Annotated in this window: 21 protein-coding genes; 15 read left to right on the top strand and 6 right to left on the bottom strand. The window is 53.0% G+C overall.

The genetic code is table 11. From position 1 onward, the window contains the following. Positions 1-312: 312 nt before the first annotated feature. The 3 genes from C1N59_RS15845 to pepD form a co-directional block, all read right to left on the bottom strand. The gene (locus C1N59_RS15845; protein ID WP_394549859.1) at positions 313-1,284 is read right to left on the bottom strand and encodes a threonine/serine dehydratase; all 972 of its coding nucleotides are present in this window, start codon (positions 1,282-1,284) and stop codon (positions 313-315) included. A 27-nt stretch (positions 1,285-1,311) separates the two neighbouring features. Next, complete coding sequence (locus C1N59_RS15840) at positions 1,312-2,304, bottom strand: ornithine cyclodeaminase family protein (RefSeq protein WP_039338553.1); 993 nt, start codon at positions 2,302-2,304, stop codon at positions 1,312-1,314. Positions 2,305-2,569: 265 nt separating this feature from the next. After that, the gene (pepD, locus tag C1N59_RS15835) at positions 2,570-4,027 is read right to left on the bottom strand and encodes a beta-Ala-His dipeptidase (RefSeq protein WP_033738557.1); all 1,458 of its coding nucleotides are present in this window, start codon (positions 4,025-4,027) and stop codon (positions 2,570-2,572) included. A 252-nt stretch (positions 4,028-4,279) separates the two neighbouring features. Between pepD and gpt the strand changes: the two genes are divergently transcribed. From gpt to crl, 3 genes are all read left to right on the top strand, one after another. Then, entirely contained in the window at positions 4,280-4,738 is a 459-nt protein-coding gene (gene gpt, locus C1N59_RS15830) for a xanthine phosphoribosyltransferase (protein ID WP_006118053.1), read from the top strand. A gap of 115 nt (positions 4,739-4,853) precedes the next feature. Continuing rightward, positions 4,854-6,107 carry an esterase FrsA gene (gene frsA / locus C1N59_RS15825; RefSeq protein ID WP_054688090.1) on the top strand — a complete coding sequence of 418 codons (1,254 nt, stop codon included), beginning with the start codon at positions 4,854-4,856 and terminating at the stop codon, positions 6,105-6,107. A gap of 119 nt (positions 6,108-6,226) precedes the next feature. Next, positions 6,227-6,628 (top strand): sigma factor-binding protein Crl, encoded by a 402-nt coding sequence (gene crl, locus C1N59_RS15820; protein ID WP_006118055.1) that lies wholly within the window; start codon positions 6,227-6,229, stop codon positions 6,626-6,628. Positions 6,629-6,818: 190 nt separating this feature from the next. Here crl and ompC read toward each other — a convergent pair whose 3' ends face one another. Next, complete coding sequence (ompC, locus tag C1N59_RS15815; RefSeq protein ID WP_394549858.1) at positions 6,819-7,958, bottom strand: porin OmpC; 1,140 nt, start codon at positions 7,956-7,958, stop codon at positions 6,819-6,821. Positions 7,959-8,308: 350 nt separating this feature from the next. Here ompC and proB point away from each other — a divergent pair, with 350 nt between their 5' ends. The 9 genes from proB to lpxO all read left to right on the top strand — a co-directional run bounded on the left by proB (position 8,309) and on the right by lpxO (position 16,880). Next, the gene (gene proB / locus C1N59_RS15810) at positions 8,309-9,412 is read left to right on the top strand and encodes a glutamate 5-kinase (RefSeq protein WP_033738564.1); all 1,104 of its coding nucleotides are present in this window, start codon (positions 8,309-8,311) and stop codon (positions 9,410-9,412) included. 9 nt (positions 9,413-9,421) lie between these two features. Further along, positions 9,422-10,675, top strand: a complete 1,254-nt coding sequence (gene proA / locus C1N59_RS15805) for a glutamate-5-semialdehyde dehydrogenase (RefSeq protein ID WP_006118058.1) — start codon at positions 9,422-9,424, stop codon at positions 10,673-10,675. 359 nt (positions 10,676-11,034) lie between these two features. Further along, a complete protein-coding gene (locus C1N59_RS15800) occupies positions 11,035-11,766 on the top strand; it encodes a S24 family peptidase (RefSeq protein ID WP_394549857.1) in 732 nt (243 codons plus the stop codon). A 419-nt stretch (positions 11,767-12,185) separates the two neighbouring features. Beyond that, entirely contained in the window at positions 12,186-12,464 is a 279-nt protein-coding gene (locus tag C1N59_RS15795) for a transcriptional antitermination N peptide (RefSeq protein WP_072193621.1), read from the top strand. Between the two features lie 187 nt (positions 12,465-12,651). Further along, positions 12,652-13,119 carry a lysozyme family protein gene (locus tag C1N59_RS15790; protein WP_033738569.1) on the top strand — a complete coding sequence of 156 codons (468 nt, stop codon included), beginning with the start codon at positions 12,652-12,654 and terminating at the stop codon, positions 13,117-13,119. Next, positions 13,116-13,463: a DUF7940 domain-containing protein gene (locus C1N59_RS15785; RefSeq protein ID WP_006118062.1), complete on the top strand. Its 348-nt coding sequence runs from the start codon at positions 13,116-13,118 to the stop codon at positions 13,461-13,463. Before C1N59_RS15790 ends, C1N59_RS15785 begins: the two co-directional genes overlap by 4 nt. Next, positions 13,460-13,753, top strand: a complete 294-nt coding sequence (locus C1N59_RS15780; RefSeq protein ID WP_033738571.1) for a hypothetical protein — start codon at positions 13,460-13,462, stop codon at positions 13,751-13,753. Before C1N59_RS15785 ends, C1N59_RS15780 begins: the two co-directional genes overlap by 4 nt. Before the next feature lie 199 nt (positions 13,754-13,952). After that, positions 13,953-15,701, top strand: a complete 1,749-nt coding sequence (locus C1N59_RS15775; RefSeq protein WP_394549856.1) for a glycosyl hydrolase family 28-related protein — start codon at positions 13,953-13,955, stop codon at positions 15,699-15,701. A gap of 270 nt (positions 15,702-15,971) precedes the next feature. Continuing rightward, complete coding sequence (gene lpxO / locus C1N59_RS15770; RefSeq protein WP_033738574.1) at positions 15,972-16,880, top strand: lipid A hydroxylase LpxO; 909 nt, start codon at positions 15,972-15,974, stop codon at positions 16,878-16,880. Positions 16,881-16,947: 67 nt separating this feature from the next. Here the strand turns inward: lpxO and dhaR are convergent, their stop codons facing one another. Both dhaR and C1N59_RS15760 read right to left on the bottom strand, forming a co-directional pair. Then, positions 16,948-18,864: a dihydroxyacetone kinase operon transcriptional regulator DhaR gene (gene dhaR, locus C1N59_RS15765; RefSeq protein ID WP_394549855.1), complete on the bottom strand. Its 1,917-nt coding sequence runs from the start codon at positions 18,862-18,864 to the stop codon at positions 16,948-16,950. A gap of 101 nt (positions 18,865-18,965) precedes the next feature. Beyond that, positions 18,966-20,063 carry a glycerol dehydrogenase gene (locus C1N59_RS15760; protein ID WP_394549854.1) on the bottom strand — a complete coding sequence of 366 codons (1,098 nt, stop codon included), beginning with the start codon at positions 20,061-20,063 and terminating at the stop codon, positions 18,966-18,968. A 586-nt stretch (positions 20,064-20,649) separates the two neighbouring features. Between C1N59_RS15760 and dhaK the strand changes: the two genes are divergently transcribed. Genes dhaK through dhaM form a run of 3 tightly spaced genes read left to right on the top strand, consistent with a single transcriptional unit; the run spans position 20,650 to position 23,795 of the window. Then, positions 20,650-21,720, top strand: a complete 1,071-nt coding sequence (gene dhaK / locus C1N59_RS15755; RefSeq protein WP_033738582.1) for a dihydroxyacetone kinase subunit DhaK — start codon at positions 20,650-20,652, stop codon at positions 21,718-21,720. Between the two features lie 10 nt (positions 21,721-21,730). After that, positions 21,731-22,363, top strand: coding sequence for a dihydroxyacetone kinase subunit DhaL (gene dhaL, locus C1N59_RS15750; protein WP_006118067.1), 633 nt, complete (start codon positions 21,731-21,733; stop codon positions 22,361-22,363). 10 nt (positions 22,364-22,373) lie between these two features. After that, positions 22,374-23,795 (top strand): dihydroxyacetone kinase phosphoryl donor subunit DhaM, encoded by a 1,422-nt coding sequence (gene dhaM / locus C1N59_RS15745; protein WP_133745031.1) that lies wholly within the window; start codon positions 22,374-22,376, stop codon positions 23,793-23,795. The last annotated feature ends 180 nt before the right edge of the window (positions 23,796-23,975 follow it).

Below are 23,975 nucleotides of genomic sequence, written 5' to 3'. Positions count from 1 at the left end.
CACGGAGCTCTCCATTAAAGTCACTGATCGCATTTTTTCCCGAAGCTACCGGTGCGGCAACTAACGAAAGCGCATAAGTTAGCACAGAAATTTATTAGCCATCCAGACATCTGGACATAATGGCGGCTAAAGCTGACTAAGCGCAGCAAGTTGGTGATTTAACGGTAAGAAGTCGCCTTAACCCAGCGGATTATGCTGCGCCTGGGCGTCAGTCTTTTTTAAACGGATGCGCTTTTATCTCAGGATCGGAAAATGCGACGTGGTTTTGTCGCAGACTTCACCACGTGCAAGAACGTATCGCATCCGTCGCATTTACTTCACGGCGTAGACCTCGGCGAGGTCGGCCAGATCCCAGTTACCGCCCGTTAACAGTACACAGACTTTTTCAGCAGGCTTCAGGCTGACCGAGCCCGCCAGTAACGCGCCAAGGCCGATGGAGGCCGCGGGCTCGGCAATCAATTTTGCCTCACTGGCCAGCACCCGCATGCCCTGAGTAATATGCTCGTCGTCAACCAGCACAATCTCATCTACGTACTTTTCAATAATCGGGTAGGGATTGCGGCCCGGCACGCTGAGTCTTAAGCCATCCGCAATAGTATTGAGCAGCGGCAGTGACGTTGGCTGTTTGTTGATCCGACTTTGGTAATATTTCGGGGTCAGAGCGGGTTCCGCGCCAATCACTCTGACGGCAGGGCGGGTTTCTTTGATTGCGGTAGCCACACCGGAGAGAAGTCCGCCACCGCCCAGCGGCACAATCACGGTATCCACATCTGGCAAATCATGCAGGATTTCGCAGCCGATCGTTCCCTGGCCCGCCATGACCATCGGATCTTCAAAGCCATGCACCACCGCATAATTGTTGAGCTCGGCAATTTCATACACCTTCTTCCAGCGGGACGCATTGTCGCCATCGAAGAGAATCACCTCTGCGCCCAGGGCGCGCGTATTGTCGATTTTGATTTGCGGCGTTGTGACCGGCAGCACCAGAATGACCTTTACGCCCAGCATTCTGCCTGCATAAGACAGGCCCTGGGCATGATTGCCTGATGAACTGGAAATCATGCCGTTGGCAAACGCTTCAACGGGCAGAGAAAGGACCTTATTCAGTGCGCCCCGTATTTTAAACGCGCCGGTAATCTGCAACGTCTCCGGCTTGAGGTAAAGCTCACAGCCGACCCGTTTTTCAATTTTTTCAGCGCGGAGTAACGGCGTATGGCGAATATGGGCAGCGATGCGCTGCTGTGCGTCATGAATGTCCTGCAGGGTGGGGTACGAACGCGTCATATACATTACCTTCGTCTGAACGAAACGTTATTCAAAAAATGCAAATCCGGTTCCGTAGCCTTTTTCAAGGGCCTTGCGGTAAATGCGCCCGGCTGTCGTGTTGTCCTGAATGGCAAGCCCGGTGGAGTCAAAGAAGGTAATTTCCCGATCGTTTTCCCGGCCCGGTTTCGTCCCGGACAAAATTTCCCCGATTTCGGCATGGATCGCGTTTTCACTGATGATATTTCTGTCCAGCGCATGCCAGGTTTCTCCTTTCTGCGTGCACTGGGGCAGGGAATCCACGATCACTTTTGCCCGACCAAAAATCTGCGGGTCAAACTCCTGTTTACCGCGCTGATCGGTGCCAATGGCGATGATATGCGTGCCGGGCGGAATCCAGTCGGCCTCAATCAGCGGTCCTTTGCCCCGGGTGGTGGTGATAAGAATATCGGCTTGCCCGACCGCCGCCTGACAGCTGTCCGCGATAATGACCGGAATACCTGTGGTGCTTTCAATGTCCGCTTTGAAAGCCTGACGGGTGGCTGGCGTTCGGCTCCAGGCATGGATTTCCTCAATATCCATTACCCGGGCGATCGCCTGGATTTGCATTCTCGCCTGATTGCCAGTGCCAATCGCGGCGATTTTTTTGGCATTTTTACGTGCCAGTGCTCTGACGGAAACAGCGCCCGACGCACCGGTTCGCAGACCGGTAATCAGGCTACCGTCCATCACACAGCACAGGGCGCCGCTTTGGGCATCAAACAGGATGATCGTGCCCATACCGCCCGGCAGACCAGGACGGGACGGGTTTTCTGAAAAACCGCCGGAGGAGGCTTTCATCGAAATCAGTTCGTTGGTGCGGTAATAGCAGGTTTTAAAATCAATCTCGCCACGGGGGGCGGGCAGGTGCAGGCCGATATAGTCGGGCTGTTCCACCAGGCCGCCGTTAAAGGCCCTGTAGGCTTCGTCGACGGCTTCAATGACATCATCAATGCTGATGAGCTGTCGGACATCTTCTTTGGTGAGTAATAAGGTCTTCATGCGTCCTCGGGTCGTGTCAGACGAACGATTCCCGACTAGCGCAATGGTGTTAAAACGCGGTCGGGAAAAGAGGGATTCCCGACATTATTACACTGGTGTTGCAACAGAAAATGCCAATCTGCACCCCGGAGAAACGCTTTAAACTGTTTTAGCGACGGGTGACGAAAGCTAATGCTCGGGCAAGTGCGACGGCGGAAAGGCGAGCGAGGCGCAAAAAAAAGGGCTTATGCAGAACATAAGCCCTTAATCTTATGGCGTACGGATTTTATTTCTCCGGCACCACATTCAGCAGTGTAGTCAGCAGCTTCCAGTACAGGCCAACGCTTTCGATATGGACTTGCTCATCGGGGGAGTGCGGACCTGTGATGGTCGGGCCGATCGAGACCATATCCATGTTGGGATAGGGCTTTTTAAACAAGCCACATTCCAGACCCGCGTGGATCACCTGAATATTGGGAGTTTTGCCAAACAGGGCGACATAGGTTTCACGCGTCAGGGCCATTATGGGCGAGTCGGCATCGGGCTGCCAGCCAGGATAGCCGCCTTTTGGTTTGGTCTGCGCGCCCGCCAACTGGCCGAGTGAAGTCAGCATCTGCACCACATAATCACGTCCCGTGTCGATCAGCGAACGAATCAGACAGTTAATTTCCGCTTTGTCGGCATCCATCGTCACAACGCCCACATTGAGTGAGGTTTCCACAACGCCCTTGGCGACATCAGAGTTGCGGATCACGCCGTTCGGGGTGCTGTTTAACAAATTCAGGAAGCGATCGCGGCTTTCACGGCTCAGCGCCTCGCCCTGATGGGCAACCGGCTCGCTGACGAAAGCAATATTCTTCTCTTTCACGCCGTGCTCATTCTGTACCGCAGCCAGGAAGCTGGCGGCGGCTGATTTGAGGTTATCCACTTTGCTGCTGTCGACAGAAACGGTTGCAAAGGCTTCGCGAGGAATCGCGTTGCGCAGTGTACCGCCGGTGAACGCAATCAGGCGAAGATCCAGCTCTGCCGCATGCGCGGTCAGGAAACGGGCCAGCAACTTATTGGCATTCCCCAGGCCCATATGAATATCCGCACCTGAGTGACCGCCACGCAGTCCTTTCAGGGTGAACTTCAGGGTTTCAAAACCGGCAGGAACCGCTTCGCGCGTCAGGGGCAGGGTTGTGATGAAATCGATGCCGCCTGCGCAACCCATGTAGATCTCACCTTCTTCTTCCGAATCGGTGTTGATCAAAATGTCAGCCTGCAGCCAGCCTGGCTGTAAACCAAAAGCACCGTCCATACCGGTTTCTTCGGTCATGGTGAGCAGGACTTCCAGCGGGCCATGGGTCAGGCTGTTGTCCGCCAGTACCGCAAGGGCCGACGCCATACCAATCCCGTTATCGGCGCCCAGCGTCGTCCCGCGCGCTTTCACCCATTCGCCATCGACATACGGCTGAATAGGATCTTTGGTGAAGTCGTGAACGGTATCGTTATTTTTCTGCGGCACCATATCAAGGTGTGCCTGCAGGGCCACGGGCGTGCGTTTTTCCATACCGGCGGTCGCAGGTTTACGAATCAGGATATTGCCGACCTGATCGCGCTCACACCAGAAGCCTTGTTCTTTGGCCCAGTTAACAATGTAGTTAGCCAGCGCTTCTTCATGAAAAGAGGGATGAGGAATCGAGCAGATTTTGGCGAAAAAATCCCACAGCGGCTGTGGAGAGAGTTGAGACAATTCAGACACGACAAGTCTCCTGTGTCAGTGCGCCGGCTTTGCCGGACATTGCGAAGTTCCAGTGAAAGATCGCCGTCAGTGAACTGACGAGATAGGGCGAGAATATCACTGTTTTTCGTTCTGTGTGTCATTCACCGCGCTAAAAAACCGCAACCAGCCGCCAGGTGCTGGTTTTTAGCGCGTCATGTCCTTATAATCTCGCGCAACCTTTTCCCCGTTGCACATTTTTTAAGCCACACTGACTGGCTGGGATTCCTATTTATGAGCGAAAAATACGTCGTTACCTGGGACATGCTGCAGATTCATGCCCGTAAACTGGCTCAACGCCTGCTGCCTGTTGAACAGTGGAAAGGCATTATTGCAGTGAGTCGCGGCGGTCTGGTACCGGCTTCGCTGCTGGCACGTGAACTGGGTATTCGCTATGTCGATACCGTGTGTATTTCCAGCTATGACCACGATCATCAGCGTGAAATGAAAGTCCTGAAACGCGCCGAAGGCGATGGTGAAGGCTTTATCGTGATTGATGACCTTGTGGATACCGGCGGTACCGCACAAGCCATCCGTGAGATGTATCCGAAAGCGCGCTTCTGCACCATCTTTGCAAAGCCTGCCGGACGTGCGCTGGTTGATGACTATATCGTTGATATTCCGCAGAACACCTGGATCGAACAGCCATGGGACATGGGCGTGGTTTATATTCCACCGATTGTCAAAGGCTGATTGACGCAACACAAACAACGCCCGGTTTTCCGGGCGTTGTGCTTTCTGCGCCTCGCGACTTGCCGTGCAGTACAGTAAACTTAACTGCTGCTGTCTGTGTTGTTAGAGAGGTGATATGTCTGGCAAAAACCTGAGCGTTGAGCTGTTTAAACCTCGCTTTAAACATCCCGAAACGTCGTCGCTGGTACGCCTGCGTCGGCATGCCACGCATGAAGTGCATTCTGCCCTGGATGGCGACAGCCGGCGCGGCTGGTATCGGATGCTTAATAAGCTGATGTGGACATGGCGGGGCGTGCCCGCGCAGGAGATCAGCGAGGTACTGGCGCGTATTGCAATCAGCGATGTTGAGCACACCAACCCTGCGCTACTGGATACGGTAATAGGTTATCGCAACGGTAACTGGAACTACGAGTGGAGCAGACAGGCAGGTCGCTGGCAACAACGGGCGCTGGACGCGAAAGAGGACGCCCACGACCAGGCCGGGCATGACTGGCTGCACGCGTCTCATCTCTACAGTGTGGCTGCGTACCCCTATATTAAAGGCGATGAACTGGCTGATCAGGCGCAGGCTCTGGCCAGCCGCGCTTATGAAGAAGCGACCCGCCGCTTACCCGGGGAACTCAAAACGCTGACCTTCCGCATTGAAGGAGGCAGCCCCGTCAGCGGCTTTTTGCATATGCCGCCTGGCGTGGAAGCCCCTTATCCCACCGTGATGTTTTGCGGTGCGCTGGACTCGCTGCAAACTGACCACTATCGTCTCTTCCACGATTATCTTGCGCCGCGCGGCATCGCTATGCTGACGCTGGATATGCCGTCCGTCGGGAACGCCATCAAGTGGAAGCTCAGCCAGGATACCAGCTTTCTTCATCAGCAGGTGCTGCGCGATCTGGCTTCTGTTCCGTGGATCGATCACACGCGCGTAGCGGCGCTGGGTTTTCGCTTCGGTGCCAATGTCGCCGTTCGTCTGGCCTATCTGGAAGCGCCGCGTCTGCGAGCCGTAGCCTGTCTCGGGCCCATCGTGCACAGCCTGCTGACACAAAATACCTTGCAGAACAAAGTACCGGATATGTATATGGACATGCTGGCCAGTCGGCTTGGCATGGCAGGCAGTACAGACAGCGCTTTGCGGGCGGAACTGCTCAGCTACTCGCTGAAAAATCAGGGGCTACTGGGACGTCGAACTGCCACGCCCATGCTGTCCGCATACTGGTCCAACGATCTCTTCAGCCCTGAGGAGGAAAGCAAACTGATTGCCAGCTCTTCATCACAAGGTAAAGCGTTGTTAATTCCGGTAAAACCGGTAGCGGCCAGTTTCGATAGCGCCCTGAATGAAATCTGCGACTGGCTGGCACAACGTTTAAAAAGATAGCTGGCAAAATTGACAGTGTTTGCTACAACTACTAGCTGGAATCATTCGGATCGTTGCAAGACAATGCAGCATGGCTGCTGCGGTTCGAGATATAAAGCCTGTCCTAATGGAGAATTAGCATGACGTTACCGAGTGGTCATCCCCGCAGTCGCCTGCTTAAACGCTTCACGGAACTGGGACCTTACATACGCGATGGAAAATGTAGTGAAAATCGCTTCTTCTTCGACTGCCTGGCTGCCTGCGTAAATGTTAAACCTGCGCCTGAGCTGCGAGAGTTCTGGGGCTGGTGGATGGAGCTGGAAGCGCAAGCCGATCACGTTACCTATGTGTATCATATTGGCCTGTTTGATAAAGAGGGCGACTGGTCTGTCGCCACGATCAAGGGCAAAGATAATTCAGCCCGCGTGGAAGAAACGCTGCGTAATTTCCATGGCCGTTTAAAAGAGACGCTGAAAGAGTTTGAACTGGATCTGGTGCCCGCCAGTGACTTTGATGAAAAACCGATAAAACTCAGCGCCTGAAACTGAAGCCCCTGCGGGGGCTTTTTTGTCAGGATCGATCCCGCTCAGATTGCCATACAGGAAAGGGCGAGTGATGGTCACTCGCCCTTTTAACAGACACATTCACATTGAGGGTAAAGCACTAAACCTCTCCATCACGCGGGCCGTCATTCCTTCGACAGCCTCTCTCGTCAGGCGAAGCTCAGATTCATCAGAACTGGTAGGTCAGGCCGACAGCAACGATGTCATCGTTGTTAAGCGCCAGCTTGTTGTCTTTATCCAGTTGGTTAATTTTGTAATCCACAAACGTCGACATGTTTTTGTTGAAGTAGTAGGTGGCGCCCACGTCGATATATTTAACCAGGTCTTCGTTGCCGATACCGTTTTCGATATCTTTGCCCTTGGTCTGCACGTAGCCAATAGAAGGACGCAGGCCGAAGTCAAACTGATACTGCGCAACCAGCTCCAGGTTTTCTGCTTTGTTGGCTGAGCCAGTTACAGATTTTGCGCTATTAGTAAAGCTTCCAGGTACTGTAATTGGGGTCATGTTACGCGTTTCGGTGTAGATGGCAGCCAGATAGACGCTATTTGCATCATACTTCAGACCTGTTCCCCATGATGTGGCTTTATCGCCATGACCATAGGCACCTGCCTCTTGGGCATTAGTGCGGTCAGATGAAGTAATCGCACCTAAAATGCTTACGCCCGTATCGGCAATGGTGTAGCCCAGTGAAGCACCGTAGCCGTCACCATTCTGGCGAGTCGTGTCGATGGTATTATCTGAGTTCAGACCACGAGAGTTGGCGCTCCTGTTATCGTTTTTACCCTGATACTGCAGGGCAAACTTCAGACCATCGACCAGACCAAAAAAGTTGGTGTTACGGTAAGTGGCGACGCCAGAAGCGCGCTGCGCCATAAAGTTATCCGTACGGGCTGTACCGTCACCACCAAATTCCGGGAAGACGTCAGTCAGCGATTCAACGTCATACAGTACGCCGTAGTTACGGCCATAGTCGAATGAACCGTACTGAGAGAATTTCAGACCGGCAAAGCCCAGACGGGTTTTGTTGCCTGTATTAGCATCGCTGCCTTCAGAGTTGTTAGCATTGTACTGATATTCCCACTGGCCATAACCGGTCATCATATCGTTAATCTGCGTCTGGCCTTTAAAGCCGATACGCACATAAGATTTGTCGCCATTTTGACCAGCATTATCGCTCATGTAATGCTCGGCTTTTACCTTACCGTAGAAATCCAGCTTGTTACCGTCTTTGTTATAAACTTCAGCGGCCTGAGCGGCAGAGGTCAGCGCCAGAGCAGAGACAACGATTGCCAGTGTACTTTTCTTCATTTGCTATCAATCCCAATGAGTAAAATGCTTATATCCTCACTATTTTCTTGCTGCAGGCAGGGCTGCCTTATTCTCTGATGGCTCAGTGAACGCACCAGGGGGCATTCATTTGCCGCCTTGTTACATCAAGAAAACTTTTGAGGCATTAGTGAAAATATTTGTAAAACACCGACTTTTTACCGATGAATGGTGAAGTTTTTATGACAACTTTTATGTTTTGTTGTTAAAGGGGAACTTTTGGTCTACTCCGCACTCTGCAAAATTTGCAGCTTTTCCCTTACTGGCTGTTGGCTTCCCTCACCGCACCTGTTAAAAAGTCGGTTCACAGAAATTTTTTACGGCAGGACAACATGAGTGGCAGTCAGACCCTTGTGGTCAAATTGGGTACCAGCGTGCTTACCGGCGGTTCGCGTCGGTTAAACCGGGCACATATGGTGGAGTTAGTGCGTCAGTGCGCGCAGCAGCACGCCGCCGGCCATCGTATTGTGATTGTGACCTCCGGCGCGATGGCGGCCGGTCGTGAACATCTGGGTTACCCCGAACTGCCGCCTACCATCGCCTCAAAGCAGCTGTTAGCTGCGGTGGGGCAAAGTCGTCTGATCCAGTTGTGGGAACAGCTGTTTTCTATTTACGGTATTCATATCGGGCAGATGTTACTGACCCGTGCTGATATGGAAGATCGCGAACGCTTCCTCAATGCCCGCGATACCTTACGGGCCTTGCTGGACAACCACATTGTGCCGGTCATCAATGAAAATGACGCCGTTGCCACGGCGGAAATTAAAGTGGGCGATAATGACAACCTCTCTGCGCTGGCGGCAATGCTGGGCGGGGCAGACAAACTGTTGTTACTGACCGATCAGCAGGGATTGTTTACCGCCGATCCGCGCAGTAATCCGGATGCCCAGTTAATCAGCGATGTGCATATCATTGACGACGCACTGCGCGCACTGGCGGGCGGAAGCGTATCCGGGTTGGGCACGGGCGGCATGTCGACGAAGCTGCAGGCTGCCGATGTCGCCTGCCGGGCCGGTATTGATGTCATTATTGCGGCCGGAAGTCGTCATGGCGTAATCAACGATGTGATTGAGGGCAAGCCTGTCGGAACACTGTTTCATGCTCAGCAGACGCCGCTGGAAAACCGTAAACGCTGGATTTTCGGTGCGCCGCCCGCCGGAGAGATCACCGTGGATGACGGTGCGCTTGCTGCGATTGTTGCGCGCGGCAGTTCACTGCTGCCAAAAGGGATCCGCGAGATTCAGGGGAATTTTTCCCGTGGTGAAGTAATCCGTATCCGCAGTTTGCAGGGGCGCGATATTGCGCACGGCGTCTCGCGCTATAACAGTGATGCGATGCGCATGATTGCGGGTCACCATAGTCAGCAGATAAGCGAGATTCTGGGCTACGAATACGGGCCGGTTGCCGTGCATCGCGACGACATGATCGTCAGTTAAGGAGTACACATGCTTGAAGAAATGGGAAAGGCGGCGCGCGCCGCGGCCTGGAAACTGGCGGATCTGTCTGCGGCGGAAAAAAATCAGGTTTTGCTGACTATCGCCGATCGGCTTGAGGCAGAAAGCGAGGGGATCCTGGCCGCAAACGAGCAGGATTTGGCTGAGGCGCGGCAGAACGGCATGAGCGCCGCATTGCTCGATCGCCTGACGCTGACGCCCGCGCGCCTCAGTGCGATTGCCCACGATGTTCGCCAGGTCTGTCGGCTCGCCGATCCGGTAGGGCAGGTGATCGATGGTGGTTTACTGGACAGTGGCTTGCGTATTGAGCGCCGCCGGGTGCCGTTAGGGGTGATCGGCGTCATTTATGAAGCGCGTCCGAACGTCACGGTGGATGTGGCGAGCCTGTGTCTGAAAACCGGCAATGCGGCCATCCTGCGTGGAGGGAAAGAGACATGGCGGACAAACGCGGCTACCGTCCGGGTAATACAAAACGCTTTGCAGCAGCACGGCTTGCCATCAGCTGCCATTCAGGCGATTGAGAATCCGGATCGGGAACTGGTCAATCAACTGCTAAAACTGGACCGCTATGTGGATATGTTGATTCCGCGAGGGGGCGCCGGACTGCACAAACTCTGCCGCGAACACTCCACTATTCCGGTGATTACTGGCGGCATTGGCGTTTGCCATATGTATATCGACGACACGATGGATATCGACGCCGCGCTGGATATCATCGTGAATGCCAAGAAGCAGCGTCCGAGTGCCTGTAACTCCCTCGAAACGCTGCTGATCGACGCGGCCATGGCGGCGCGCTTTCTGCCCGCTTTTATGGCCCGCATGGCAGAGGAGAACATTCCGCTGCATGCTGATGCCAGTATCCTGAGTGAACTGCAGCAGGGACCGGCCAGCGTTACCGCCATCCAACAGGGCGATTACGACGATGAATGGCTGTCGCTTGATCTCAACGTTAAACGGGTTGCCGATATGGATGAAGCTATCGCGCATATTCGCGAGCACGGCACGCAGCACTCAGACGCTATCCTGACACGCAGCACACAAAATGCCGCGCGCTTTGTTAAGCAGGTTGACTCGTCTGCTGTTTACGTCAACGCCAGCACGCGCTTTACCGACGGGGCACAGTTTGGTCTGGGCGCGGAAGTCGCGGTCAGTACGCAAAAACTGCATGCCCGTGGTCCAATGGGCCTGGAGGCGCTGACGACCTATAAATGGATTGGCTGGGGAGACGACAGCCTGCGTGCATAACCGCATTTTAGTGAATAAAACGGGAGCCTGTGCAGGCTCCCGTTTTTTTTAGATGGCTTTTTTCGCACCATTCAATGGTAGAGTTTTTCGTCCGTTGGCCGCTTTTTAGTCAGTAAGAGGGAGGCTGTTCATCAGAAACGATGAAGGTAGGGCGCAATTTTTTACACAAGATTACTGAAAGGTGAGGTCAGACGCGGCTTAGCGCCTGATTTTATGCTTCGCTTGGCATAATAACGGTTAACAATAATCAAAAATGCCTGGCAATGCCGTTAGGTAGTCAACGGGCGGTAATATAAAATGAACTGGTAGCAATAACGAAAATAACATTCAGCACCTCTTTCATGGTTGATTATTAACTGATGGTTAAAAAAGAGAGTATCAAACAAGCGTTCACTGCCAGGCTGATCGCCGCGTGTGAAAGTGCGGGCATCACCGGTCATGGCCGAAATAAGCAGGTCGCCTGTGCGCTGCAACAGCAGGGTTGTCAGATTTCCGCACCCGGCGTGTGGAAATGGTTTAACGCGCAGTCCGTGCCCGATAACGGCAATCTTCTGGCGCTCAGCCAGTTACTGGGTGTCAGAGTAGAATGGTTGCAATATGGCATGGAGCAGACCCCGGAACCGTATTTACTGCAGGATATGCCGTGCCAAAAAAGCACGTTCCGCGTTAACAGTTTTGACCTGGGGCAAACGTCAGCAATGGGGGTTCCCGTCGGGGATGACTTCGTTGAAACGATTAAGGCTATCGAATACGGGCAGGAGGAAGCCCGCATCTTGTTCAGCGGCCGCCCGGCCGATCATATTCGGTTAATCGCAATGAACAGCGATGCCATGTCAGACACATTTGCCCCACGGGATCAGCTGTTTGTGGACATTAGCGTGCAGACATTCGACGGAGATGGCATCTACATTTTTACGCTGGACGACAGACTTTACCTCAAACGCCTGCAACTGCAGCATAAAAGAATTGCTGTTATCTCAGATAATAAACGTTACGAGACCTGGTATCTGGACCGGAATGATGTGGGCAGTTTAACCGTTCTGGCAAAGGTGATAATGAGCCAGGCCAGGCAGTATCATATTCTGGGTTAGGCAATTCAGTCAGACTGATGATCCTTAAGTGAAAAAAATAATCGGTCTAAATTCAAAAAGTTAACTTATGGTAAAAAATAAATTAACCAGTGGTGTTTGATAAAGCATAAGAACCTGTTAATAATTTGAGCAGGGACGAAAAAAGTTGTTACCTCCAGGATGAAACGCTCTTAAACAATTGAGGCGCTGCACAAGCGCGAATCAACCCCCCAACGCTAATGAGCTTTGGGATGGGGTGGATGCGTACCGTGCAGTGTCATCAGATGCCGCCCGAACCCTTTGCTTACCCTTCCACCTGACTGATTATTCAGCCGGGAGGAGTGCCTGTGAACAGCATTCCGCGACGTTCAGGCGTGTTCAACGGAGCGAAAATGCTTGCCTGCCACCCTATCGCCAAAGACTCATTCACAGGAGGAGTTATGGCGATAATCCAGTATGGCAAAAGCGTTTTTACAGGCAATGCACGAACTCGCCGTCATCAGCGGCGTCAACCTCTTAACCGTCTCAAACACAGTATTGACGAAGCACTTAACTGTCCACCCGAAACCCGCACGCTTCGCCGCGCAGAGCAAATCTGTCAGCGGCAAGTGATATCGGCTGTTGATCGCGCGATTGCCGCACCGCGCCTGAGAAGCCAGGAGATATCGGGATTTGATAATTGCTGCCTGCCACATGTTCATCTCTATGCGGTCCGTTGAACGAATTTTTCGTCACTGATTTTACGCCTGTCGCAGACATCTCCATCCTTTCTGACCTTTTGTAAATGCTTCAATGCTGCTGCATGTTCACCCGACATCGCCGCTGCGTTTATCCCTGCACTAATCAGTTTGTTTTATGTTTTGTCAGTCCGGTCGGTTATGTCTGCATCGTCTATGAGGAGTTTTTATGAGCCAGATTATTGCAATTCTGAATTTTGAAGAGGGTTACGCCGAAATGCCTTATCTCGATACGCTGGGGTTTCCTACCGTTGCAGGCGGCATCCGTATTGGCCCAAAAGGCGCATCGCTAAGTAACTATGTCATGCGGGTTCCCCGGCGGGTCGGGGATGTCTGGAAGCAATGCATTCTGGAAAACAAGATCACAGATATGCAAAGCCGTGCGCCCATTAAGCTGGCGCTGGAGAAATGTAATGAGGCGCGTACCGATGTTCTGATGAGTATGGCCTATCAGCTTGGCGTAGATGGCATTTTGCAGTTTAAAAACATGCTCAACGCGATTGCCCAGGAAAACTTTGTTGAGGCCGGTGAGGCCATGCTCAACAGCCTGTGGGCGCGGCAGACACCGGGCCGTGTCCGGCGTCATGCCGAAGTGATGCGCAGCGGAAACTATGACGTCTACCGGGGGTTACTATGAGATGGTTACTTTTCATTATCGCGGTGTTAAGCGTCATTATCATTTTGCTGTTAATGCAGCGCTTCACCACGCTTCAGTTTGTTTCTCACGCCAAATTGTTGTTTAAAACCTGGTCTGTATGGCTTGCCTCGCTGGGATCGATGCTCAGTGCCTGGGTTCAGTCGTTTCCGTCTTCTGCGCTCAATGCCTGGCAAACGCTGCCGGAGGACGTAAAAAGCATTCTTCCCCACAACTATCTGGGTCTTATCGGTGCCTTCATGGTGGCGATGGGCGTGATTGCGCAGTTTGTTCGCCAGAAAACCCTGCTCAATGAAAAACGGCAAAGTAAGGAGATGGAGTCATGACGTTTTTTTCTCTGTTAACCAACGGCGGCTGGCACTGGTTGGCTGCGCTGGGTGCGCTGATGGCGGCTTTGGGAGCCAGTTACTTCGGTGGCAAAAAAATTGGCAAGGTGCAACAGCAGGCGCAGTCAGAAGCCGAGGGGGCCAGGCAAGAGGCAGACCGCCTGACGAAGATTACTCATCAACAGCAACACAATAGTGAGGAGGCGAAGCGTGTGGCGACTGATAACCTCAATCTTGATGATGCTGCTGCTCGCGACAAGTTGCAGCAGTCCAAATATAACCAGCCCTGAACCCATCATCTCTAACGATTCAGCCTGCATTCTCTTTTCCCCTATTTACACCCATGGCGATGACGCGCAGAAGGCAGACATTCGCACTGTGCGCGCGATCAATGCCCATAACGATCTCTGGGATGCTCTCTGTGGACATCCCTCATCGTCAAAATAGTTAACTAAATGATTTATAAAACCTTATCCTGAGGAGGATATCATGATTGAAGTCAACTCATTTGCTGAGCTGCGTACTACCGTGCCGTCAAAAGCAGGTGAAATTGCCGTGTTAAAACGCTACTACGACAAAGACTCCAGTTTCCGGGGCGGCGGTGATTTTGTGGGATTCACCGGCACCACCGCGTTAAAAGACGATGGCGGTACAGTCGCCGTTGGCAATAACTTTTACTGGAAGCGTTCGATTAACGATCCACGTGAAGTTAACATCCTGCATTTTGGCGCGAAAGGCGATGGCGTAACCGATGACACCGATGCGTTTAAACGTATTCTTGGCTGGTCACAAACTTACAGCCAAAATATGAAAGGTTTACCAGTCCGTTTTCCCGGCGGACGTTTCCTGATCATGCCAATGGACCTGAGTGATACAGAAATGCCGTTCTTTGGTCTGGCCGGCGATGACCTGGCGCTGGGTTCTCTGCCCGGCACAACCCTTATCTCCGACAAAAGCGCCAATACGCTGTTTAAGGTTAAAGCCCGGAGGACGACGATCCGTGGTATCACCTGGGATGGGCAAGCCAGCGCGGATATTGTTGCCAATAAAGCCACCATCACCCCTGAGATGTGCAGCAACACTCAGCCTTTCTTTGAAAATATCTGTGTGGAAGGGCAAATCGTCAATATTAGCTGTTTTCGCGGCCAGCGCAGTGGCGGCACGATTTTTAAACTGCAGGACACGCTCGACAGTAAGTTTGAGCAAATCTACACCAATACCACCTACTCACGGGTGTTTGATATTGGCTGGTCAAATTCGCCTAAAGGCGTGTGGGATCACTCCACGGCGGTTGAATTGTGCAACGCGAATTTCCAGACAGGCTATGGCGATGCCACGCTTTACATGCCGCGCATGACGCAGGCGATTATGCGCAACGTGTGGATTGAACATACGCGTAATCCCGGCGATCTGTCTGATGGCGGCTGGACAATTGATACGCTCAACGTCGAAGACTGTAGTGCACCTTTAATCCTCAATAATGCGCGCGTGGTAATGCGCCATATTAACCTGCAGGCGGGCGCAAAGCTCAGTCAGGATCTGGTCACGGGCAAATGGCTTTCTACTTTCGAGTATGGCTATCGCCGCGACGAGAACTACGGCACGTTTATGAGTGGATCGCTACGGGCAGGGTACTTCAGTGGCTATAAAGTCGTGAATAATACTGCGACGGATAACTGGTATCGCCTGGGCCAGGTGTTTTTCCCTTCACCCAATCAGCAATGGGTTATTGAGTTGATTGGTAAAGCGGATAACACCACGCCTTCGGGGACTGCTACGTCACCCGTTAACATGCCGGGTACAGGGAAAACGTGGATCAACCTACAACGGCTGGATACCGTCTGGGCGGATGCCTGCCACATGGGTCAACCTGCTGTTATGGATATTCGCTACAACCGGGTGGGCACCACCTATGCTGGCGTGTGGGTCAAGCTGCGCGCTAACAGCGGTGAGACCATGTTTAACCTGAAAACCACCGGGCCGACGCGCTTTGACACCGGATCCTGCTCACTTTTCCAGAGTGATATGTCTCAGGTTGATGACGTCACAAAAGTCGGGACGCTAAAACCCGCTGCGCGCTTTGGTCTTCACAATGGTGTAGCGGGGCTGGGCGCCAATGAAAAAGGGGTGGTAACCCTGGCGACCGCAGAAGGCTCGCCGACAAATAAAACAACGCCGACCGGATTTGTGCTGATGAATATAAACGGCGTCGATCGGAAGGTGGCGTATTACGATTAGCATGCATATACATTCGCGAGGCTTCGGCCTCGCGACGTTTATTTATATGCTGGCAGATGTTGAAGTGTTATTGCGATGATCTGACGCGCTGTGCGGACAGATCGCTTCCTTTTTATAAACCTTTACTAAACAACCTGACGTTATTCGCCATGAGTGATAACGCAAAGCGCACTGCATGACAAAAATTTTTACGTTTCAATACTAAAAATTAAAGTCCCAATAACTCTTCGCAAGAAACACTCCATTCTTGCAACACAAGGAACACGTTGTATGGTGGCTGCCATTATCATTGGTATTTTTATTATTAGCGTTATCTATGCGCACTCACGCGGTGTAGAAAAGCAAAAGTTTTCACGTCAGTTATTTGATCATTCGACCTTTATGGCGCCCATCAATATGTTTATGACGGGCTTCTCCAGGTTGCCGGCAAAACAGCCTTATTTCCCAACGGATGATTTTCCTGAACTTCGTCAGCTTACCGATAACTGGGAGGTTATCCGTGAGGAGGCGATACGGCTTCAGGATCACATCAAAGCGGCACAAAGCCATAATGATGCAGGTTTTAACACCTTCTTTAAACGTGGCTGGAAACGTTTTTACCTTAAGTGGTATAGCGATGTGCACCCTTCAGCACAGCAGCTGTGTCCTGTGACCACGGCACTGGTGAGTCAGATCCCGTCCATCAAAGCAGCCATGTTTGCAGAACTGCCTGCAGGCAGTCATTTAGGTAAACACCGCGATCCCTACGCGGGATCGGTGCGTTATCACCTTGGTCTGGTGACGCCCAATGACGACCGTTGTTTCATCGAAGTGGATCGCCAGCGCCATAGCTGGCGCGATGGTCAGGCGGTGATTTTTGACGAAACGTATGTGCACTGGGCGCAGAATGAAAGCGAGCAAACGCGCATTATTCTGTTCTGCGATATTGAGCGGCCGATGAAATGGCGCTGGGCACAGGCGGTTAATCACTGGGTTGGCAATACATTAATGTCGGCAGCCGCCTCGCCCAATGATGAGAATGACAAAACGGGATTCATTAACCGGATTTTTAAATACGTTAATGCTGTTCGCGATGCCGGACAGAAGCTGAAAAAGCGTAACCGGACCCTTTATTACTGGGTAAAACATAGCTTAATTGCCCTGATCTTTTTGGCGATCATTGTCCCGGGTATGATGTAAGCAAAATAACAAGGCGGTCAGGCGCAGACTGACCGCCTCATTGGCTGGCGAATATAACCGACAGTCCTTACTTTAGTTTGAACTCACTGGCATCAATCGCATAGTGTTTCATTTTTCGCCATAAGGTGGTGCGTCCAATATTCAGCATCGCCGACATAGCCTGTACCTTGCCGTGCGTCATTCGGGCTGCCTGAAGAATCGCTTCTTTTTCAATGGCGCGAAAAGACAAATCATCCGGCAACAACGCCGTGCCGGCAGTATTATCAGCCTGTTCAGAAAACAGTGATTCAGGCAGGTTGCTTAGCCGGATATGGCCATTTTCACTGCGGATCGCAATATTCTCGATTACGCTGTTGAGCTCAAAGTCATTGCCTGGCCATCCATACTGCATTAACTGCGTGATAACCTCGTCATCCACTTTAAAACGTGATGAAAACCGCTTTTCCAGCCTGCGCAACCGGTTGTTAATGAGACAGGGAATGCTGTGACGGCGCGCCCGCAGAGGCGGTATGGCAATTTCAAAGGAATGTAAGGCGTAATAAAGCTGACGGCTAAAACGATTCTGTTCCACAAGATGGGCCAGATTAGTGGTCGTCGTGGCAATCACTTTGATATCAACAGGAATAAGCCGCCGGGCATCCAGCCGGGTCAGTACGCCCTGTTTGATGACCTGAAGCAGCACAGACTGCTGAGCCGGAGTCAGATATTCAATCTTTTCCAAAAACAACGTGCCGCCGCTGGCCAGCGCCAGTCGGCTTAACCGGCCATCTTCATCCTCGCCGGGCGCACTGCCTGTAAAATCCTCTCCCAGAGAATTGTCGGCATAAAGTTGACAGTTAACCGCAATGTAGGGACCACTCGCCCGGTCGCTTTCATTATGAATCGCCTGGCTGAGTAGCTCTTTCCCCACGCCTTCTTCCCCACACAGTAAGACCGGAAAGCGGCCTTTTGCGGCCTGACGGCCGAAACAAACCAAACGTCGTGTTTCCGCATCTTCTTCAGGCATTTGTTCAAACGTATGGCTGACTTTGCCTAACTGACTGGTCATCAGCTGGCGCATCTGCTCAACCGGATGAAGCAGCAAAATAAAACTGTTGCCCTGGGGTTCAACAATCGGTTTCAACGTAATGACGGCATCCACAAACTGGTGCTGGCTTTCAAACGTGACCTCTACATGCTTCAGCGCCTGAACATGGGTGATGGCCCGACGCAACAGGGCAGGCAGGGTCACCAAATCCGCCAGCATTTTTCCCTGACTGGTCAGCGCATTCAGATGCAACATCCGTGCGGCCCGGGCGTTGAGAAACTGCAACACGCCTTGCTCGTTCCAGGCCATCACGCCGTCATCCATGCTTTCCAGCAGGCCATTGAGTTGATTCAGATGGCGGTTGGACTCGGTAAGCAAAGTGTCCGTCAGTAACGAGTTGCCCACTTCACGGGCAATGGCTAACGTCAGAGAAAGATCTGACGATGCCTGCGTCTTGTCCTGGCAGGCCAGAGAAATGGAGCCAAATAAGCGACCATGATTATCAAATATTGGGGTTGAGCAGAAAAACCAGGGATGAAGGGCCCGTTTGAAGTGCTGTTCGCCGTGGGTCTTAATGGGCTGACCTTCAAGCGCCGCCAGCGATAAGGCACAGGTACCGATAATGCTTTCCGCACAATAGCTGCCATCCCGCATGCCTAATGCGTCAAGCTGCATCAGCGTTTCAGGCGCGCCGCAGCGGGTCAGAATACAGGCTGATTCGTCCAGAATGAGCAGCGCACAGGCACGGTTTTCCATGTATTCCCATGCATCCTCCAGCGTCGCCTGACCGAGGGTTATCAACGCGGCTTTACGTCGACATATGGATTCATAGGTCAGGCCCTGCGCCTGGTGTGGCGTCTGCCAGTTATCGCGTTGCATATATTTACTGCAGCGCTGCCATGACTGCGTAATCACCACTGAACCGTCATTATTGCTATGGGGAGGTAAACCCGTCATCACGTTTTCCGCCAGAAAACCATAGAAAATCCCTCTGACAGATCCGGTCAGAGGGACGCCAGGTGCCCGTGATACCCGGGCCAGCGGTTACCGGCAGTCGGCTAACGTGACAGCCACTGCTGCCCCAGCAGATCCGCAGTCACAATGGCTGCGTACACGCTGTCCGTTGTAACCGGGAACGGCATATTGTGGATGGTTTCGCCTTCCACGCAGGCCGCATGGGCAACCGCGCTTATTTTCTCTTCAATGCCGTGTTTCACTCCCATCTGTGCCAGCGTGACAGGCAGGCCCACTTTCTGGCAGAAGTTCAGCACGGTTTCGATCTCATCTGTCGGGCTGTTTTGCAGTACCAACTGCGCGAGCGTACCAAACGCCACTTTTTCGCCATGATAAAGATGATGGCACTCTTCCAGCACGGTAAATGCGTTGTGAATCGCATGAGCGGCAGCCAGACCGCTGCTCTCAAAACCAATACCACTCAGATAGGTGTTGGCTTCCACAATACGTTCCAGGGCTTCCGTGACGACGCCCGCCTGGGCGGCACAGCGCGCTTTTTCGCCCTCAGCCAGAAGCGTCTCGTAGCACAGACGCGCCAGGCTTAACGCGGCCGCGGTCGATTTCCCTCCCGCCATGCTGGTTGCGCCCGAGTCATAACAGGCTTTTGCTTCAAACCAGGTCGACAGGGCATCACCCATACCGGCGACCAGTAAGCGAACCGGGGCTTTGGCAATGATTGTAGTATCCATGACCACCATGTCAGGGTTTTTGGGATAGATCAGGTACTCAGCAAACTCACCGGATTCGGTATAAATGACCGACAGCGCGCTGGTGGGCGCATCCGTCGACGCGATGGTCGGGATCACCACCACCGGCAGTTTCAGATACCAGGCGACGGCTTTAGCGGTGTCCAGCGTTTTCCCCCCACCCAGTCCGATCACGCCCCGGCAGCCATGCTGTTCGACAAGGGCCATCAGGCGTTCTATTTCCGTCCGGCAACACTCCCCGTTAAAGCGTTCGGCATGGCAGGTCACACTGTGGCTGGCAAGGCCGGACAGGACCTGATCGCCCGCCAGTTTCATCACAACGTCATCGGCAATCACAAAAAAATGATTTGCCAGGTTTTTGGCATATTCCCCAAAGGACAACAAGGCATCGGGGCCCTGAATATATTTCGCTGGAGACTGAATAATTTTTGGCATTCCTTTCACCCTCAAGTAAGAACATGTTCGCAAGATGAACGCGCGCATCTTTCTGGCTCAGTTGGCGATGTGAGCCGGATGATGACCGGCGTACGCGACTCACTTTACGATCAACGGTGAGGGGAAATATTTTTGACGCCAACGTTCTTATATGGAACGCCATACGGCCAGTTATGTTCCATCCTGAAACAATAAACGCGCTCGAAAAGCCATGTTGCGATCGCGATCTCCTCTTAGCGGTTAAGAGACTACCCGGAACCCATGTGAGAGGAAGGACGCGACTGCGCGCCAGCCTGAGGGGATAAAACGCTTATCGCTCAGACAGATTGATCACGTGCAACGATCCCGATTTCTTGCTTTGCCTCTCATTTTTCGCCGTAAGTGCGATAAAACGTTTCATAACGAAACATAATAACGCAGCAAAACGTTCCCTTATGGAACGCTGAAGAGGGGCATTTTTTTTCCTGTCGACTCCGTAAGAATCACTCCACCGACGCGCTGCTTTTCGCCGTCTCGCTCTCCTGATAATGCTGTCCCTTTTGCTGAGGCAAGAGCGGCGGCAAACCGATGCTAACGGAGCATACCCATGAAAAAGCTGATTAATCGTGTGGAAGATGTATTGAGTGAACAGCTTGCAGGCTTCGCTCGTGCCCATCCTGAACTGACGCTGCATCAGGATCCAGTTTGTATGACGCGCGCCGATGCGCCTGTCGCCGGAAAGGTTGCCTTACTGTCGGGCGGCGGAAGCGGCCATGAACCGATGCACTGCGGGTTTATTGGTCCGGGCATGCTTTCGGGTGCCTGCCCGGGTGAGATTTTCACCTCGCCAACGCCGGATAAAATGTATGAATGCGCCATGAAAATTGACGGTGGTGAAGGCGTACTGATGATAATCAAAAATTACACCGGTGATATTCTCAACTTCGAAACCGCCACCGAGCTGCTGCACGAAAGCGGTGTAAAAGTCACCACAGTGGTGGTTGACGATGACGTGGCCGTAAAAGACAGTCTCTACACGACAGGACGACGTGGTGTGGCGAATACGGTACTGATTGAAAAACTGCTTGGCGCCGCAGCGGAGCGGGGCGATTCACTGGAAGCCTGTGCGGCGCTGGGACGTAAACTCAATAACCTGGGCCACTCGATCGGTATTGCGTTAGGCGCCTGTACCGTGCCCGCCGCCGGCAAACGCTCGTTCGAACTTCAGGACAACGAAATGGAGTTCGGTGTAGGGATTCATGGCGAACCCGGCATCGACCGCCGTACTTTTACCTCGCTGGACAAGACGGTCGATGAGATGTTCGACACGCTGCTGGAGAATGGCAACTACAGCCGTACCCTACGTCACTGGGATCAAAACAGCGGAAGCTGGCAAGAGGTTAAACACAGTAAGCAGGCATTAACCCGCGGCGATCGTGTGATTGCGCTGGTTAATAATCTGGGCGCTACGCCACTGTCAGAACTGTATGGTGTTTATAACCGCCTGGCTCAGCGTTGCGACGAAAGCGGCATCACTATCGCGCGAAATCTGGTGGGCAGTTACTGCACATCGCTGGATATGGTGGGCTTTTCCATCACGCTGTTAAGCGTGGATGATGAGGCCCTGTCACTGTGGGATGCCCCGGTACACACACCTGCCCTGAACTGGGGCTGTTAAGGAGTTCGACATGTCACTTACCCGCGCCCAAATTGTGAACTGGCTTTACCGCTGTGGTGAAGTTTTTACCCGTGAAAGTGATTTTCTCACCGGCCTGGATCGCGAAATTGGCGACGCCGATCACGGCTTAAATATGCACCGGGGCTTCAGTAAGGTGGTCGAGAAGCTGCCCGCGATTGCCGATAAGGATATTGGCTTTATCCTCAAAAATACCGGCATGACGCTGCTTTCCAATGTGGGCGGTGCCAGCGGGCCGTTGTTTGGCACTTTCTTTATCCGGGCGGCGCAGGTCACACAGGCACATCAGAGCCTGACGCTGGAAGAGCTGTATCAAATGATACGCGAAGGGGCCGAAGGCGTGGTGAATCGAGGAAAAGCGGAACCCGGCGATAAAACGATGTGTGATGTCTGGCTTGCGGTGGTGGCGTCACTGCGGCACGCCAGTGAGCAAAATATGTCGGTCATCGCCGCGCTGGATGCCGCCTGCGAGCAGGCAGAAACGGCCGCTCACGCCACCATTACAATGCAGGCCCGCAAAGGCCGCGCCAGTTACCTGGGAGAGCGCAGTATTGGTCATCAGGATCCGGGGGCAACATCGGTGATGTTTATGATGCAGATGCTGGCTGCCGCCGCCAAAGCTTAAGGAGAAGCACATGGTAAATCTGGTGATCGTGTCACACAGTGCGTTGCTGGGTAACGGCGTGGAGATGCTGGCGCGACAAATGTTAACCGGCGATCGCTGCAAGCTGGCGGTCGCTGCCGGCATTGACGATCCTGATCATCCGATTGGCACGGATCCCGTGAAAGTGATGGCGGCGATCGAATCGGTGGCAGATGCGGATCATGTTCTGGTCATGATGGACATGGGAAGTGCGCTGTTAAGTGCAGAAACGGCGCTTGAGCTGCTTGATCCTGCCATTGCGGCCAAAGTGCGTTTGTGTGCCGCACCGCTGGTGGAAGGTACGCTGGCGGCAACCGTCAGTGCGGCGGCGGGTGCCGATATCGAAAAGGTGATGACGGTGGCCATGAAGGCGCTGGAGGCGAAGCAGGCACAACTGGGTATTGCATCTGATAGTGCCGTGGCCAGCGTCGCCACCGTTAACCCACACGAGGACGCACAATCGGTCACGGTGACCGTAAAAAATCACCATGGCCTGCACGTCCGTCCTGCTTCACGGCTTGTGACCACGCTGGCTGGTTTTGATGCGGAGTTGGTACTGAAAAAAGATAACCAGTGTGTCACGCCAGACAGTCTCAACCAGATTGCTCTGCTGCAGGTGCGCTGTAACGATCAGATTACCTTGTCGGCACGTGGCCCCGAAGCGGGCGCTGCGCTGGAAGCGTTCACCTCTCTGGCGGCGGAAAATTTTGGCGAGCAACCTGAAACGATGTCGCTCAGGACAACGGTACCGGACACGGGACAGGTGCAGGGTAAAGCGGTGTTTTATCCCTTGCCGCTGGCGCAGCCTGACCGGCGTCCATGTGCCGATGAGCAGCAGGAATGCCGACGGCTGAAGCAGGCAATCGCTGACACTCTCTGTGATCTGGATGCGCTGCATAAACGGGCAGAAGCGAATTATGGCGAGGCGGTAGCCGCTATTTTCGCCGGGCATCACACGTTGCTGGATGATGCCGATATGTTTGATGAAGCCTGCGAGAAGATTCGTGCGGCGCGGTGCTGTGCCGAATCCGCCTGGTATGAGGTACTCATGGCGCTGAGTCAGCAATACCGGCAACTGGATGATGCTTACCTGCAGGCGAGATTTATCGATATTCAAGACATCCTGCACCGCACCCTGTGTCACCTTAGCGGTCGTGAGATTACGCTTCCAACACCGGATGTCCCCGCGATTCTGATTGCCGATGACATCTTTCCCTCTGCGGTCGCCAGTCTGGATGTGAAGCAGATAAAAGGCATTTGCCTGCGGGAGGGCAGTGCGCTCTCTCACGCTGCCATTATTGCCCGCGAAGCCGGTGTTGCCTTTCTCTGTCAGCAGGGTGATATGCTGGATATCATTCAGCCAGAGGACAGGCTGATGATAGATGTCGCCGGGCAACAGATCAGAAGTCTTTAGCGCTTTTCATTCGCCCCTGATGAGGTCTTCGGGGGCTTTATTTCGCGCTAAACTAACCCAACTTTCCAGAGCATCCTGTTTTCTCACGCCTTTCCCTTTTCAAACGACGCATTTTTTTCGCACGAAATGTGGGTTAAAAAATGCTTACATTTCAAACCAGAAACTTAAGTTAATGCGTCC

The organism is Pantoea sp. SGAir0183 (genome assembly GCF_043545505.1).
Note: the sequence above shows the minus strand (reverse complement) of the source record. Positions and strands in the feature narration are given on the sequence as shown.

Coding starts and splice junctions, on each gene's coding strand:
- dhaK (WP_033738582.1), top strand. CDS start 20,650: ATGAAAAAGCTGATTAATCGTGTGGAAGATGTATTGAGTGAACAGCTT.
- C1N59_RS15845 (WP_394549859.1), bottom strand. CDS start 1,284: ATGACGCGTTCGTACCCCACCCTGCAGGACATTCATGACGCACAGCAG.
- C1N59_RS15800 (WP_394549857.1), top strand. CDS start 11,035: ATGGTTAAAAAAGAGAGTATCAAACAAGCGTTCACTGCCAGGCTGATC.
- proA (WP_006118058.1), top strand. CDS start 9,422: ATGCTTGAAGAAATGGGAAAGGCGGCGCGCGCCGCGGCCTGGAAACTG.
- dhaM (WP_133745031.1), top strand. CDS start 22,374: ATGGTAAATCTGGTGATCGTGTCACACAGTGCGTTGCTGGGTAACGGC.
- ompC (WP_394549858.1), bottom strand. CDS start 7,958: ATGAAGAAAAGTACACTGGCAATCGTTGTCTCTGCTCTGGCGCTGACC.
- C1N59_RS15840 (WP_039338553.1), bottom strand. CDS start 2,304: ATGAAGACCTTATTACTCACCAAAGAAGATGTCCGACAGCTCATCAGC.
- C1N59_RS15790 (WP_033738569.1), top strand. CDS start 12,652: ATGAGCCAGATTATTGCAATTCTGAATTTTGAAGAGGGTTACGCCGAA.
- proB (WP_033738564.1), top strand. CDS start 8,309: ATGAGTGGCAGTCAGACCCTTGTGGTCAAATTGGGTACCAGCGTGCTT.
- C1N59_RS15760 (WP_394549854.1), bottom strand. CDS start 20,063: ATGCCAAAAATTATTCAGTCTCCAGCGAAATATATTCAGGGCCCCGAT.
- C1N59_RS15780 (WP_033738571.1), top strand. CDS start 13,460: ATGACGTTTTTTTCTCTGTTAACCAACGGCGGCTGGCACTGGTTGGCT.
- lpxO (WP_033738574.1), top strand. CDS start 15,972: ATGGTGGCTGCCATTATCATTGGTATTTTTATTATTAGCGTTATCTAT.
- C1N59_RS15775 (WP_394549856.1), top strand. CDS start 13,953: ATGATTGAAGTCAACTCATTTGCTGAGCTGCGTACTACCGTGCCGTCA.
- frsA (WP_054688090.1), top strand. CDS start 4,854: ATGTCTGGCAAAAACCTGAGCGTTGAGCTGTTTAAACCTCGCTTTAAA.
- dhaL (WP_006118067.1), top strand. CDS start 21,731: ATGTCACTTACCCGCGCCCAAATTGTGAACTGGCTTTACCGCTGTGGT.
- gpt (WP_006118053.1), top strand. CDS start 4,280: ATGAGCGAAAAATACGTCGTTACCTGGGACATGCTGCAGATTCATGCC.
- C1N59_RS15785 (WP_006118062.1), top strand. CDS start 13,116: ATGAGATGGTTACTTTTCATTATCGCGGTGTTAAGCGTCATTATCATT.
- C1N59_RS15795 (WP_072193621.1), top strand. CDS start 12,186: ATGGCGATAATCCAGTATGGCAAAAGCGTTTTTACAGGCAATGCACGA.
- crl (WP_006118055.1), top strand. CDS start 6,227: ATGACGTTACCGAGTGGTCATCCCCGCAGTCGCCTGCTTAAACGCTTC.
- dhaR (WP_394549855.1), bottom strand. CDS start 18,864: ATGACGGGTTTACCTCCCCATAGCAATAATGACGGTTCAGTGGTGATT.